The sequence below is a fragment of the Clostridium beijerinckii genome, from assembly GCA_003129525.1.
GTDB classification, from domain to species: domain Bacteria; phylum Bacillota; class Clostridia; order Clostridiales; family Clostridiaceae; genus Clostridium; species Clostridium beijerinckii_D.
Genome location: CP029329.1, coordinates 3,908,848 through 3,922,643, shown reverse-complemented (window position 1 = coordinate 3,922,643; position 13,796 = coordinate 3,908,848). Strand labels below are relative to the sequence as shown.

Annotated in this window: 15 protein-coding genes; 14 read left to right on the top strand and 1 reads right to left on the bottom strand. The window is 27.2% G+C overall.

The genetic code is table 11. The features are described 5' to 3' along the window. Positions 1–3: 3 nt before the first annotated feature. The 11 genes from DIC82_17685 (at position 4) to DIC82_17635 (ending at position 9,495) form a co-directional block, all read left to right on the top strand. Entirely contained in the window at positions 4–609 is a 606-nt protein-coding gene (locus tag DIC82_17685) for an adenosylcobinamide kinase/adenosylcobinamide phosphate guanyltransferase (GenBank protein ID AWK52715.1), read from the top strand. Then, positions 606–1,364, top strand: coding sequence for an adenosylcobinamide-GDP ribazoletransferase (locus DIC82_17680; GenBank protein ID AWK52714.1), 759 nt, complete (start codon positions 606–608; stop codon positions 1,362–1,364). Before DIC82_17685 ends, DIC82_17680 begins: the two co-directional genes overlap by 4 nt. 184 nt (positions 1,365–1,548) lie before the next feature. Next, on the top strand, positions 1,549–1,923 hold the full coding sequence (locus DIC82_17675) for a cobalamin biosynthesis protein CobU (GenBank protein AWK52713.1): 375 nt from the start codon (positions 1,549–1,551) through the stop codon (positions 1,921–1,923). A 236-nt stretch (positions 1,924–2,159) separates the two neighbouring features. Further along, a complete protein-coding gene (locus tag DIC82_17670) occupies positions 2,160–2,768 on the top strand; it encodes a histidine phosphatase family protein (protein AWK52712.1) in 609 nt (202 codons plus the stop codon). Positions 2,769–2,882: 114 nt separating this feature from the next. After that, complete coding sequence (locus DIC82_17665) at positions 2,883–3,833, top strand: adenosylcobinamide-phosphate synthase (protein AWK52711.1); 951 nt, start codon at positions 2,883–2,885, stop codon at positions 3,831–3,833. Between the two features lie 101 nt (positions 3,834–3,934). Next, positions 3,935–5,017, top strand: a complete 1,083-nt coding sequence (locus tag DIC82_17660) for a threonine-phosphate decarboxylase (GenBank protein AWK52710.1) — start codon at positions 3,935–3,937, stop codon at positions 5,015–5,017. Between the two features lie 73 nt (positions 5,018–5,090). Continuing rightward, positions 5,091–5,825, top strand: a complete 735-nt coding sequence (locus tag DIC82_17655) for a cell wall-binding protein (protein ID AWK52709.1) — start codon at positions 5,091–5,093, stop codon at positions 5,823–5,825. Positions 5,826–5,850: 25 nt separating this feature from the next. After that, positions 5,851–6,519 carry a diphthine--ammonia ligase gene (locus DIC82_17650; protein ID AWK52708.1) on the top strand — a complete coding sequence of 223 codons (669 nt, stop codon included), beginning with the start codon at positions 5,851–5,853 and terminating at the stop codon, positions 6,517–6,519. Between the two features lie 238 nt (positions 6,520–6,757). Next, positions 6,758–8,254 carry a cobyric acid synthase CobQ gene (locus tag DIC82_17645; protein ID AWK52707.1) on the top strand — a complete coding sequence of 499 codons (1,497 nt, stop codon included), beginning with the start codon at positions 6,758–6,760 and terminating at the stop codon, positions 8,252–8,254. A gap of 159 nt (positions 8,255–8,413) precedes the next feature. Beyond that, complete coding sequence (locus DIC82_17640) at positions 8,414–8,929, top strand: hypothetical protein (protein ID AWK52706.1); 516 nt, start codon at positions 8,414–8,416, stop codon at positions 8,927–8,929. Between the two features lie 56 nt (positions 8,930–8,985). Continuing rightward, positions 8,986–9,495 (top strand): hypothetical protein, encoded by a 510-nt coding sequence (locus DIC82_17635; protein ID AWK52705.1) that lies wholly within the window; start codon positions 8,986–8,988, stop codon positions 9,493–9,495. Positions 9,496–9,644: 149 nt separating this feature from the next. Here DIC82_17635 and ytaF read toward each other — a convergent pair whose 3' ends face one another. Further along, positions 9,645–10,271 (bottom strand): sporulation membrane protein YtaF, encoded by a 627-nt coding sequence (gene ytaF, locus DIC82_17630; protein AWK52704.1) that lies wholly within the window; start codon positions 10,269–10,271, stop codon positions 9,645–9,647. 227 nt (positions 10,272–10,498) lie between these two features. Here ytaF and DIC82_17625 point away from each other — a divergent pair, with 227 nt between their 5' ends. From DIC82_17625 to DIC82_17615, 3 genes are all read left to right on the top strand, one after another. After that, positions 10,499–11,497: an oxidoreductase gene (locus DIC82_17625; GenBank protein AWK52703.1), complete on the top strand. Its 999-nt coding sequence runs from the start codon at positions 10,499–10,501 to the stop codon at positions 11,495–11,497. 129 nt (positions 11,498–11,626) lie between these two features. Continuing rightward, positions 11,627–12,433: a sugar-phosphatase gene (locus tag DIC82_17620; protein ID AWK52702.1), complete on the top strand. Its 807-nt coding sequence runs from the start codon at positions 11,627–11,629 to the stop codon at positions 12,431–12,433. Between the two features lie 127 nt (positions 12,434–12,560). Further along, positions 12,561–13,658: an HD family phosphohydrolase gene (locus DIC82_17615; protein AWK52701.1), complete on the top strand. Its 1,098-nt coding sequence runs from the start codon at positions 12,561–12,563 to the stop codon at positions 13,656–13,658. The last annotated feature ends 138 nt before the right edge of the window (positions 13,659–13,796 follow it).

The window sequence follows — 13,796 nt, the reverse complement described above, 5'->3', positions numbered from 1 at the left end:
TCAATGAATTATTTAATAATTGGAGGCTCTAAAAGTGGTAAATCTGAAGTTGGTGAAAAAATAGCATTAACTTTAAGCAGAGAATCTAAATCTATGATTTGGTGTAAGTCACGTGCTAAGCAAAAGAATATGAGGAGAGTTTCATTAGATAAGGTTATATATATTGCAACTATGAAGCCTTATGATAAAGAAGATGAACAAAGAATAAAGAAACACATACAAAATAGAGAAGGATTAAATTTTATAACTTTAGAAGTACAAAGAAATCTGCATGAAATAATTAATAATATTAAATCTGATGATACAGTATTACTAGATAGCATTACATCACTTTTAACTAATGAAATGTTTATAGGAAACGAGATTATAAACAATCCTTCAACAAACATATTAAATGGACTCAAACAAATTATAAAAAAAGCCCAAAATACGGTGGTTGTAAGTGATTATATATTTAACGATGCTATAGAGTATGATGAAATAACAGAAAAATTTAAAAGAGAATTAGCTATTATAAATAAAGAATTAGCAAAATCTTGTGATAATGTTATTGAATGTAGCTTTGGAAATGTAAAATACCTTAAATCAGTTAAGGAGACTGGCTTATGAAGAAACTATACAAAGGATTTTTAATGGCACTAAGTATGTTTACTGTGCTTCCAACACCATATATTGAATGGGATGATGATGGCGTTAAAAATATGATGAAATTCTATCCAACTATTGGGTTGATAGTTGGAATTATATGGAGCATAGTATATTATTTAATTAGCTTTATAAATGTTTCAATTATTTTAAAAAGTGTAATAATTATGATGGTGCCATTTGTAGTAACAGGAATGCTACATTTAGATGGATTTATGGATGTTTGTGATGCAATTCTCTCAAGAAGAGATAAAAAAGAAAAGCTTAGAATATTAAAGGATTCTACAATCGGAGCATTTGCGGTAATATCATTATTAATTTTATTTTTTTTACAATTTGGAGGCGTGTATTCTATTTTAGAAAAAAAAATTTCCTTTTTTACATTAATATTAATTCCTATAACAAGTAGAAGTGTTGTAGCGTATTTTCTTTTAAGCAGAACTACAATAAAAGAAAGTACCCTTGGAACTTATTTCAAAAAAGGAACTAATGCTCAAGATAAAATACTTATGATAGTTTCATTAGCATTAATGATTATGGTTTCATTTGCTTTGATGGGGAATTATGGAATATTATTAGTTTCATCAATAACCCTAGGAATTATATGGTCAGTGGAGAAGTGTAAAAAGGAATTTGGTGGAATATCAGGAGATGTAGCTGGATTTGCATTAGTTTTAGGTGAAGTAATAGGAATATTAGCTTTAGGTATAATATTATAGATATCAAGAGTGAAAATCGTACTTATATTTGGAGATTTAATTATCAGTGTTTAATGATAAATGCTAGATGATTAAAAATTGAGCATTGAACATTAGCAACTAGGACCATAAAATGACCAATTTAATTTGAAGTATAAGTATAACTTAAGAGTAGTGTATCTAAATAGTTTTGAGGTGAGAATTAATGATACTGATTTTTGGTGGAGCTTATAATGGAAAATTGGAATTTGTAAAAGAAAAATATAATATAAAAAATGAAGACATATTTTTTTGCATAGACGAACATTTAAAGTTTGATAAAAAAGTTTTATGTGGATTACATGTTTTCACAAGATCTTGTGTTTTAAATAAAATTAATTCAGTGGAGCTTTTAGAAGCTAATATAAATTCTTTAAAAGATAAGATAATAATTTGTGATGAAATAAATTCAGGAATTGTTCCTATAGAAAAGCAAGATAGAGCTTGGAGAGAAGAAACAGGGCGTGTATTGCAATTTCTAACAAAACATTCTTCATCCGTTTATAGGATATTCTTTGGATTACAAGAAAAATTGAAGTAAGGAACCCAAAAATGAGATAGGGTTTTCCTTAAAGAAAGGAGGGAATTTTAGTGATAGCTTTATATAATAAAGTCATTCTTAGTTTCAGGTGAAGTTTTCTTAATAGAAATACGATTATCTTTACCTAAAGCTTAGAAGAATTTATTAAGGAGTTTGTAGATATTATCTTTTACTTTAAAGAAGTTAAAGTGTTATGGATGCTAGCTATCGGATAAATTTGTCACTAATGATAATGTATGAATGAAATTAAGTTATACCTAATCAGACATGGAAAAACTTATTGTAATGAAAAACAATTATATTGTGGGAAAAGCGATATAGATTTAAGCGAAACCGGAATTTTTGAGTTAAGAGAAAACATAAAAAAATTTAAATATCCAAAATGTGATTTTTATTTTACTAGTGGAGCAAAAAGAGCAAATCAAACAATAGAAATTCTTTGCCCGGGAAATAAATATGATATTTTAGAGAAATTTTTCGAATATGATTTTGGAGATTTTGAGTTAAAATCATATGAAGATTTAAAACTATTAAGAGAATACATAGATTGGATAGATGATAAAGAAGGAAAGATAAAATGTCCAAATGGGGAAAGCAGAGTTGAATTTAGAAAAAGAATTAAAGAGGGCTTTATAGAACTCATAGAATATTTTATAAAAGAAAATATAAAAACAGCATTTGGAGTAACTCATGGTGGAAGTATAGGAATTATATTAGAAGTGTTATATGATGATAAAAAGAAATTTTATGAATGGCAGCCTAAAAATGGTCAAGGATATGAATTAACTATAGAAATAAAAGAAAATAAACAATTTATAATAAAAAAGGTATCTCAAGTAAAATAAAAAGGAATAGCAATATTTGTTTTACTTGAGAAACTAAAGTAATTAAGGCATAATAAAAAAATAACAAGTTAGTATGTAGTCATCTTGTGTCATATGCCTAAAAAGGAGACTTATATGATTGAATTAAGCATAGGATTTATTTTAGACTTAATAATTGGAGATCCTAATAATCCATTTCACCCAGTTAGAGGAATTGGATATATTGCAAAAAAACTTGAATATGTATTTAGAAGTATTTTAAAGAATTATTTAAAAGCCGCAGGACTTATTGTTTGGATATTTACAGTTTTAATAACATTTGGAGTTGCATTTGAAATTGTAAATATATCTAGAAAATTTAATATTTATTTTGGAATTATTTTAGAAGGAATTTTGATATATTTTTGTATAGCTTCAAAAGGACTAGTAGTTGAGGGATATAAGGTAATTAAATTCTTATTAAAAGAAGATATAAATGGTGCAAGAAAACAATTATCGTTTATTGTAGGGCGTGATACTACAAGTTTGAATAAAGAAGGAATAATAAGAGCTGTAGTTGAAACCATAGCAGAGAATATGGCAGATGGTATAATAGCACCTTTATTTTATGCAGGAGTTTTTGGTGCACCATTAGCTTTCGCATATAAAGCTGTTAATACACTCGATTCAATGTTTGGATATAAAAATGATAAATACATGGATTTTGGATATTTTCCAGCCAAATTGGATGATGTCTTTAATTATATTCCAGCTAGAATAACTGGTTTCTTAATAGTACTAGCTTCTGCAATCTTAAAATATGATTATAAAAATAGCTTTAAGATTTATAAAAGAGATAGATATAATCATACAAGTCCTAATAGTGCACATCCAGAAGCAGCAATAGCTGGAGCCTTGAGAGTACAACTTGGAGGAGCAAATTATTATTTTGGAAAACTTGTAGAAAAGCCTACAATAGGTGATAAGCTTAAGGAAATTGATATTAATGATGTTCATAAAACGGCTAAAGTTCTTTATTTATCTTCCTTCATGGGATTTGGACTTGCATTAGTAATTAGAGAACTAGTAGGGCTATTATTTAGGTAGCTAAGAACTAGGATTAGTATGGTATACAACTTAGCTAGCAAAATAGTGAAGTTAATATTTATTTTTAATAAATTTATTGTACAATAGATAAGGAGGAAGTTATGGCAAGCTTTGGTCATGGTGGAAATGCTAAAGAAATAAGCAGAGAAAATAAAATAGAATATGATAAAATACTTGATTTTTCAGCTAATATAAACCCATTAGGAATGCCAAATAGTGCAAAGAGGGCAATTATAGATGGGTTAGATGAAGTAGAGAAATATCCGGATATAACTTATTTTGAACTTAAATGTTCAATAGGAGAATTTGAAAATATAAATAAAGAAAATTTAATATTAGGAAATGGAGCAGCAGAAGTTTTATTTAATGTAGTCAGAGGAATTAATCCAAAGAATACACTGATTTTAGCGCCCACGTTTTTAGAATATGAAGAAGCAACAAAAGCTATAAATGGAAATATCATTTATTATAAATTAAAAGAAAAAAATAATTTTCGTATACAAGAAGATATTTTAGATTATATAAATAGTGATTTAGACTTAATTTTTATATGTAATCCAAATAATCCAACTGGAACTATAACTGAAAAAGACTTATTAAAAAAAATTTTAATTAAGGCAGAGAAAAACAATGTTATGGTGTTAATCGATGAGTCCTTCTTAGATTTTATAGAAGAAAATTTATCAATGATTTCTTACATAAATGAATATGAAAATTTAATTATAATAAAATCTTTAACTAAATTCTTTGCGATTCCAGGTTTAAGAATTGGATATGGGATATGTAGTAATGTTTCATTAAAAGACAATATTGAAAAGATATCTCCAGCTTGGAATATAAATATTTTAGCAGAAATAGCTACCAAAACTGCAATTAAGGATAAAAATTATATAAAGGAATCTATAAAATTTATAAAAGATGAAAAAGAATATTTATATAATGAATTGAAAGAAATAAATGGATTAAAAGTTTATGAACCAAATGTGAATTTTGTTTTCTTAAAAACTATTAGTAAAATGAATTTGAAAAATGAACTTTTAAAGAATAATGTATTAATAAGAAGTTGCAGCAATTATGAAGGGTTAGATAATAGTTATTATAGGATTGCAGTAAGATCTCATGAAGAAAATTCTAAATTAATTAAGAATATAAGAAATATATTTGAATTATATAAAAATGAATAGTAATATATGATTTAAATTTATTATATAAAATACAAGATAATATAAAGTATTTATAATTGAAAGGTGATGAATTATGAATAAAAGAATTATAAGTTTAACTATATGTATGGTAATAGGAGTAAGCACAGGAGCTTCAACTAAAGCTAATGCAGATTTAAATAATGGATGGATAAATGTTAATACAGGTTGGAGCTATTATGCAAATGGTAGTATGAAAAATGGTTGGCTAAATGACAGCGGTAGTTTTTATTATCTTAAGGATGATGGAATTATGGCAACTGGGTGGATCAATGTAAATAATACATGGTATTATATGGATGATTCAGGTGCAATGAAGATAGGTTGGTTAAAAGATAATGGAGTTTGGTACTACTTAAATGAAAATGGTTCAATGGCTTATAATACAACTATAGATGGATATTATTTAGGAGCAAATGGAGCTTGGGTTGATAATACTTCTGGAAATCAAACAACTGAAGGTGAAGCTGAGTTCAAAGATATTACTATGAAGACTGAAAAAAGCACATATGATTTAGGAGAACAAGAAATTAAAATTAACATTACAAATAATGGTAGTAAACAGGTTTATTATGGGTTACAATATGAAGTAGAAAAATTAGAAAATAATAAGTGGATTAAAGTGAATTTTAAAGAAGAACCTATGTTTATTGAAATTGCATGTATTTTAAAACCAGGAAAAACAGATAGTCAGATTATTTCATTAAGTAATTTAGAAAAGTTAGAGGCAGGTAAATATAGAGTAGTAAAATCAAATGGTGAATGGACTGCAGAGTTTGAAATTAAGTAAGAAAATAATAATGAGGTAAGATAATATGAATAAAGAAAAGGTTGTAGTTTCATTTAGTGGAGGCAAAGACTGTACCCTATCGTTATATAGAATGATAAAAAAAGGTTATAAGGTAATTGGACTATTAGTTACCTTTGACAATAAAAATGACTCATGCTTTCATAGAATACCGAAAAATATTTTACAAGAAGTTTCAAAGCAATTAGAAATTCCACTAATTGAAGTTGATTGTAGTGATGGGAAAATTTATGAAGAAGAATTTGAAAAGGCATTAAAATGCTCAAAAGATAATGAGGCAGAGATTTGTGTATTTGGAGATATAGATATAGAAGCTCATAGAAAATGGTGCTTAGATAGATGCAATGCAGTAGATATTAAAGGAAAGTTTCCATTGTGGCAAGAAGACAGAGAAAGTTTAACTAATGAGTTCATAGATTATGGTTTTAAGGCTGTAATTAAAAAGATAAATTTAAAAGCACTCGGAGAAGAATTTCTTGGAAAAGAATTAAATAAAGAAGTTGTTAGTGAAGTGAAAAAATTAGGATGTGATCCAAGTGGCGAAAATGGAGAATATCACACATTAGTGTTTGATGGCCCAATATTTAAACAAGGTGTTAAATTCAATAAAGTTAGCAAAGAGATAGTAGGGGAATTCGGATATTTAACAATTGATAAGGTATCAAGTGAAACTTGATTCAGGTGAGGTTTGATCCAAATCTGAATCTTAGTTGAACTTATAACCACAAGGGTCACAATGTCCATGAGCGTGCAGTCGTTATCGCCCAATTGCAGAAATAAGAGTGTTACGGATGCTAGCTATCGGATAAAATAAATATTTAAAATTAAGGCGTAAAAATTTAAAATTCTATATTGATAATCATTTAACAAATAAAGATTTAGCAATGAAAATCGAATTTGAGAGAGGTATATAAATGAATAATAAAAGCATAATGTTTTTGGGAACAGCATCTTCTGTTGGAAAAAGTACTTTAGTAACAGCCTTATGCAGATATTTGAAAAATCATGGTTTAAATGTAGCTCCTTTTAAGGCTTTAAATATTTCATTGAATTCATATGTTACAAAAGATGGACTAGAAATGGGACGAGCTCAGGTAGTTCAAGCAGAAGCTTGCAAAATTGAACCAGATGCTTTAATGAATCCAGTTTTATTAAAGCCTAGTGGTGATCATACACAAGTAATAGTAAATGGAAAAGTTTATTGCAATATTGAGCCATATAAATACAAAGAACTTAATAAGGAACTAAAAATAAAAGTAAAGAAAGCTTATGACAAATTAAGCAAACAACATGACATTATTGTACTTGAGGGCTCGGGAAGTTGTGCTGAAATAAATTTAAAAGACAGTGATATTTCTAATATGGCCATGGCAGAAACTGCAGATGCACCTGTAATTTTAGTTTCAGATATTGATAGAGGCGGAGTTTTTGCATCAATTGTTGGAACAATTATGTTATTATCAGAAGAAGAAAGAAATAGGGTTAAAGGTATAATAATAAATAAATTTAGAGGAAATATAGAATTATTTAAACCTGCTATAAAGCAATTAGAAGATATTATAAATATTCCTGTTCTTGGAGTTATGCCTTATGAAAAATTCGATATTGAAGATGAAGATAGTGTAACTGAAAGAATTAAGAATAAAAAGGCAGATGGAACTCTAGATATTGCTGTTATTAGGCTTTTACATATGTCGAACTTTACTGACTTTAATGTTTTAGAAAGAGTACAAGGAGTTACAGTCAGATATGTTACAAAACCTAATGAATTAAAAAATCCCAATTTAATAATAATTCCTGGAACAAAAAGCACAATTGAGGATTTAAGAAATATAAAAGAAAATGAATTATTTGATAAAATAATAGAATTGAAAGAAAATGGAATACCGATATTTGGAATATGCGGTGGATATCAAATGCTTGGGACTTTAGTTCTTGATAAGTTGGGTGTTGAAGGAAAAATTTCTCAGGAAGATGGATTTGGATTTTTGGATATAAGAACAAGATTTAATGAGACAAAGATTACAAAACAAACTAAAGGTCAAATTTTATGTGATCTTAAACTAGTAAAGTCTATAGAAGGAAATATAATAGGTGGTTATGAAATTCATAATGGAATAAGTAAAATAGGGAAAAAAGCAATTCCATTTATAAAGGATTTAGACGGAAATATTGCTGGTGTATGTGATAAAGAAAAAATGGTTGTAGGAACTTATCTTCATGGCATATTTGATTCAGAAGAGTTTATAAGCGCATTTATAAAATCCCTTAAAGAAATTAATGATATAAGAATATCAGAAGAAGTTATTATAGAAAAAGTAAATGAGTATAAAGATAACGAATACGACAAGTTATCAAAGCTTTTTGAAAAAAATATAGAAATTGATAAGTTGATGGAAATAATAAAGTGAAACTTTTCAGGTGAAATTTTATAGTGCAGCTGAATTTAGTTAAACTTGTACCCTAAGGGGATATCATATGGGGTCGTGATAAACTCTTCTTCTATAAACAGATGAAAGTGTTAGACGGCTATACATCAGATAAAATTTTTTAATTAGGGGTGGAACTGTATGCTAACAGCTACTGAAGAGAGGTTATTAAAATATATAGAAGGTCGTGCAAGGGGAAATGTTAAGGGAAAAGTTTTTTATAAGATGACAGATATATTAGAATATGCATTTTGGATACCAGAAGAGAAGGCTTATGAAGTTTTAAAAAATATAATGGCAAGAAAAAATATAGGAAATTCTAAAAATGATGTTATCAATGAATATATTGATATGTTGAAAAAAGGATATGGATCAATTCAAGAACAAGTTGATGTATTTGGCGGAGACAAAGTATCAAGTGTAAGAGATGCTGCAGAGAGAAGATTGGAAAAATATGAAGGGGGAACATTTTTTGATGTTCTTAGGGATATTTATAAGATTGCAGATGAAAATATAATGGAGATAACAGAAAAGTATTTAGAATTTCTAAATTCGCCATCATTTATCTTCAGATTAGAAAAAGAAACGTTTCATAAATTTTTAGAATCAGATTTAGAAGAATTAGATAAACAATTTGATAGATTTGTTAATTTATAATTCCAACAAAAGATTTTAATAAGGTTTATGGCAGCTAACTAAGGAGGTAATTTATTATGACAGTGAGTAATCAAGAGTTATTTAAATATATAGAAAAACGTGCAAAATATAATGTTAAGGACAAAACTTTTTTTAGAAACACAGATATATTAAAAGAAGCATTTTTAATATCAGATGATAAAGCATATGAAATACTAAAAGATATAATGTCTAGAAAAAGCATTAAAAATACTAAAGAGGCAGTGGTAGATGAATATTTGAATATGTTGGGAACTGGATATGACTCATTAAAAGAACAAGTAGAATTATTTGGAGGACATAAATTGTCTGCTATAAAGAAAGAAGCAGAGCTTAAATTTAGAAAGTTTAATGGTGGCACTATAATAGATGTTCTTAAAGAGGTTTATAATGTGGAAGATGGAGATATCTCTTCTATAATTATGAGATATATGGAGTCTTTAACAGCTGAAGAATTTGCATTTAAAGTAAATGTAAATACTTTTCATAAATTTCTAGAAGAAAATCTGGATGAATTGGATAAACAATCAAAAAGATATGGTCTTTAATTGATTCATAATCATCATTGTAAATTGAAAAAATAAAATCAATAATTACCTTATATAAAAAATATAAGGTAATTATTGATTTTATTTTTTACATTAATATTCTAAGTAACATAATTTAGCATATAAGAGTAATATTAAAGCGAATTAATTTATTTTAAAACTCTAATTATTGCTAATATAATAAGTAATAATCCTGAAAGCCAAGATAATTCAAAATGTATCTTTTGAGCAAATTTTCTTCCAAGAAATACTCCCAAGGACACGCAAAACATTCCTATAACAAAGCACAATATTAAAACTTCTATATAATTAATACTACATAAACTAGAACCAAATCCAACTGCAAGACTATCTAAAGATAATGCTAGAGCTAAATAAAATGATTCTTTAACATTCAAACATTTAGAGTTGTCAAAGTCAGCTTTAATTTCATCAGCATAAACCTGCAAAATAAATTGAAAATCAAACATTTTGAAGGTTAGTGGGGAATTAGATTTAGAGCATTTTGATATATATGCTTTAAAAATATACTCAAATAATCGATATATTCCAATAGCCATTAAAAGTAAAAAACCTAAAATTGTAGGAAGATTGCCGGGAAGAAAGCTTTTAAATATAGATCCGATAAATAATGAGCAAGCGAGAGTAATAGTACATACTAAATTTATTAATATTATAGATAAAGGTGGTATGCGAATTTTAGAAGTACCATAAGCAATACTTGCAACAAAAGAATCTATACATAAAGAGGATACTAACAATAAGGACTCAAGCATAAATATTACCTCATAAGTTTATAGATACAATTTATATTATGAAAAAAACTACTTTTAGTTACAAAATTAGAGTTTTTTTTGTTACAAAATTATAAGTTTTATAGTAATATAAAATGGATTTATCAATAATAATTGAAATTAATAGAGGATGGATGTAAACTATAAGAAAGAATAGTAAACAATAAGCAATAATAAAACATTATGATTAAGAGGAGTGAGGTATTAAGATGAAACATAAAAAGGTGAGATTTGGGATTATTGGAACGAGTAAAATTGCAGATAATTTTTTAAATGGTGCTAAAAAAGTCGATGAATTTGTTGCAGGAGCTGTATATTCTAGAAAAGAAGAAACTGCAAAAGAATTCGCTTCAAAACATGAAATAGAAAATATTTTTACTAATTTAGAAGAAATGGCTAAAAGTGATTTAATAGATGCTGTATATATTGCATCCCCAAATTCATTTCATTATGAGCAAGCTAAAGTGTTTTTATCTAATAAAAAACATGTATTTTGCGAAAAATCAATGGCATCAAATTCTAAAGAAGTCAAGTCTATTATAGAATTAGCACACGAAAATAATGTCCTTTTAATGGAAGGAATGAAAACAACTCTTACTCCTAACTTTAAAATAGTAAAGGATAATCTTCCTAAAATAGGAAAGATAAGAAGATACTTTGCGAGTTATTGCCAATATTCTTCAAGATATGATAAATATAAAGAAGGAATTATACTAAATGCTTTTAAAAAAGAGTTATCTAATGGAGCAACAATGGATATAGGAGTATATTGTATTTATCCAATGGTATGTTTGTTTGGAGTCCCAAAAGAGATAAAAGTTAATAATTTCATGCTAGAATCAGGAGTTGATGGGCAAGGATCTGCCTTGTTTAAATATGATGATATGGATGGAAGTATTATATATTCTAAAATAGCCAATTCATATTTACCATCAGAAATACAAGGAGAAGAAGGAACAATAATAATAGATAGTATTAATGAGATGAATAAAATAACTATTAAATATAGAAATGGAAAGACTGAAGTAATCTCAGTTGAACAAATAGAAGAAAACATGATGTACGAAGTAAAAGAATTTATTGAATTAATTAATAATAATACTTTAGAATCAAAAATAAATAGCTATGGAAATTCTTTGAATACAAGCAAAATTATGGAGGAAATCAGAAAACAAATGGGACTAGTATATCCTGCAGACTTGAAATAAATATTTTATGTTATAATTTAATGAAGATTAAATTATATAATATTTGTATCAAAATAAAAACAGATGTAAATTCAATAATATACATACAATGTATAAGAAAAATACTATTATACAAATGGAGGAATAAATATGTACAAATTAATTGCATTAGATATGGATGGAACACTACTTACAACGGATAAGAAAGTCTCTGAGAAGACTGAAGCAGCTATAAAAGCAGCAGAAGCAAAGGGTGTAAAAATAGTATTGGCATCAGGAAGACCGTTGCTTGGATTAGAAAGATATTTAGAAGAACTTGATTTGTTAAAAGGTGAAGATTATGTACTTAGCTTTAACGGAGGATTAGTTCAAAACACTAAGACTGGAGAAATTGTGTCAAAGGTCTCTTTAAAAGGCTCAGATTTAAAATACATATATGAAATAAGTAAAAAACTTAATATTAATATTCATGCTTTTTCTGCAAAAGATGGATTGATAGCACCTAAGATTAGTCAATATACAGAGTATGAAGCAACAATTAATGAAATTGATATTAATATAAAGGACTTTAATGAAGTTGATGATGAGGAAGATATCATAAAGGTTATGATGATAGATCCACAAGACATATTAGATCCAGCTATAGAAAAACTACCAAGTGAAATTTATGAAAAATATAGTGTATTTAAAAGTTCACCATATTTTTTAGAATTTACTCATAAACAAGTAGATAAGGGGCTTGGATTAAAAAGACTTGGCGAATATCTTGGAATAAAAAGAGAAGAAATAATTGCTTGTGGAGATGCTGGCAATGATCTGTCAATGGTTAAGTATGCAGGACTTGGAGTAGCTATGGGAAATGCAACTTCAGAAGTTAAAGAAGTTGCTAATTTTATAACTGCATCAAATGATGAAGATGGAATAGCAAATGTCATAGAAAAATTTGTTTTAAATTAGTCTGTATAAAAATAATTATTTAAAATGTTTTTATAAGAATAAAGTATGATTAATAATCAAAAGAAAAAGTTTATTGTATATTTAAATAATATAGTTTTAATAAACAATGATAATAGGAGGATTAGCGATGAGATTGATTCCAATTGAGAGTGTAAAACCTAATACTGTATTAGGTAAAACTTTATATGATATTGAAGGAAGAACTTTATTGAAAGCCGGAGTAGTTTTGAGAGAAATGACTATTCAAAAGATAAAAGAAATAAATATTCTTTCAATATATATAATTGATGAATATAGTGATGAAGAAATTGAAGATATTATAAAACCAGAAATAAGGCAAAAGGCAATCTCAACTATAAAAGAAGCCTTTTCTAATATAGAGAGGTTTAGTGTTGGAAAAGGTGGCAAAGCGGAATTCTCAGCAAAGGACCAAGGATACTTCAATAATATTGATAAGATGGCAGAAGATATAATGGATGATTTATTTAATAATAAAGATGTATTACTTTCATTAGTAGATATAAGAAGCATGAATAATTATATCTATTCACATTCTGTTAATGTAGCTATAATATCACTTATTATAGGTATAGCTTTAAAATTAGATAGAAGAAAACTTTCAAGTCTTTGTATGGGAGCTTTAATACATGATGTAGGAAAAACATTAGTTCCAAAAGAAATTATAACAAAGAATGTTGAACTTACACCAGAAGAAACAGAAATTTTAAATCAGCATACAAGACTTGGATATAAATATTTAGCTGATGCTTATAATTTAAATTCAGTAAGTAAACTAATAGTTCTTCAACATCATGAAAGGCCAGATGGAAAGGGGTATCCAGATGGACTTTCAAATGATAAAATTACAGATTTAAGTAAGATTGTAAGCATTGCAGATGCTTATGATAAATTATCAACAGATAGACCTAATCATAGAGCAAAGTTTCCAAGCGATGTATTAGAATATTTGATGGCAAATGCAGGTAAAATGTTTGATTATGATATAGTTAATATTTTTTGCAGGATAGTAATACCATTTCCAAAAGGTACATTAGTAAAACTTAGTACTGGAGAGATAGCTAGAGTTGAAGAAACAATAACTAGTTTTCCATTAAGACCCATTGTAAATATATTGGAAAGCTATGATGAAAGCAGAATAAATATCGAAGTCAATTTAATTAAGGAAATTTCAATAGTTATTGATAGTATAGTATTTGATATGTAAGAGTGCGAATATAAACTCACTCTTTAAATTGCACTTTTACTACAAAAATATACCCAATTAGAAATAAAGAAGATGCTTGTGAAGTTGTTAGAAACAGTCACAAAAGTATGACCTTTATTTCTATAATTGGCTATACAT

What these genes read in the sequence shown, in the direction of transcription:
- DIC82_17685 (AWK52715.1), top strand. Translation starts at nt 4, where the DNA reads ATGAATTATTTAATAATTGGAGGCTCTAAAAGTGGTAAATCTGAAGTT.
- DIC82_17680 (AWK52714.1), top strand. Translation starts at nt 606, where the DNA reads ATGAAGAAACTATACAAAGGATTTTTAATGGCACTAAGTATGTTTACT.
- DIC82_17675 (AWK52713.1), top strand. Translation starts at nt 1,549, where the DNA reads ATGATACTGATTTTTGGTGGAGCTTATAATGGAAAATTGGAATTTGTA.
- DIC82_17670 (AWK52712.1), top strand. Translation starts at nt 2,160, where the DNA reads ATGAATGAAATTAAGTTATACCTAATCAGACATGGAAAAACTTATTGT.
- DIC82_17665 (AWK52711.1), top strand. Translation starts at nt 2,883, where the DNA reads ATGATTGAATTAAGCATAGGATTTATTTTAGACTTAATAATTGGAGAT.
- DIC82_17660 (AWK52710.1), top strand. Translation starts at nt 3,935, where the DNA reads ATGGCAAGCTTTGGTCATGGTGGAAATGCTAAAGAAATAAGCAGAGAA.
- DIC82_17655 (AWK52709.1), top strand. Translation starts at nt 5,091, where the DNA reads ATGAATAAAAGAATTATAAGTTTAACTATATGTATGGTAATAGGAGTA.
- DIC82_17650 (AWK52708.1), top strand. Translation starts at nt 5,851, where the DNA reads ATGAATAAAGAAAAGGTTGTAGTTTCATTTAGTGGAGGCAAAGACTGT.
- DIC82_17645 (AWK52707.1), top strand. Translation starts at nt 6,758, where the DNA reads ATGAATAATAAAAGCATAATGTTTTTGGGAACAGCATCTTCTGTTGGA.
- DIC82_17640 (AWK52706.1), top strand. Translation starts at nt 8,414, where the DNA reads ATGCTAACAGCTACTGAAGAGAGGTTATTAAAATATATAGAAGGTCGT.
- DIC82_17635 (AWK52705.1), top strand. Translation starts at nt 8,986, where the DNA reads ATGACAGTGAGTAATCAAGAGTTATTTAAATATATAGAAAAACGTGCA.
- ytaF (AWK52704.1), bottom strand. Translation starts at nt 10,271, where the DNA reads ATGCTTGAGTCCTTATTGTTAGTATCCTCTTTATGTATAGATTCTTTT.
- DIC82_17625 (AWK52703.1), top strand. Translation starts at nt 10,499, where the DNA reads ATGAAACATAAAAAGGTGAGATTTGGGATTATTGGAACGAGTAAAATT.
- DIC82_17620 (AWK52702.1), top strand. Translation starts at nt 11,627, where the DNA reads ATGTACAAATTAATTGCATTAGATATGGATGGAACACTACTTACAACG.
- DIC82_17615 (AWK52701.1), top strand. Translation starts at nt 12,561, where the DNA reads ATGAGATTGATTCCAATTGAGAGTGTAAAACCTAATACTGTATTAGGT.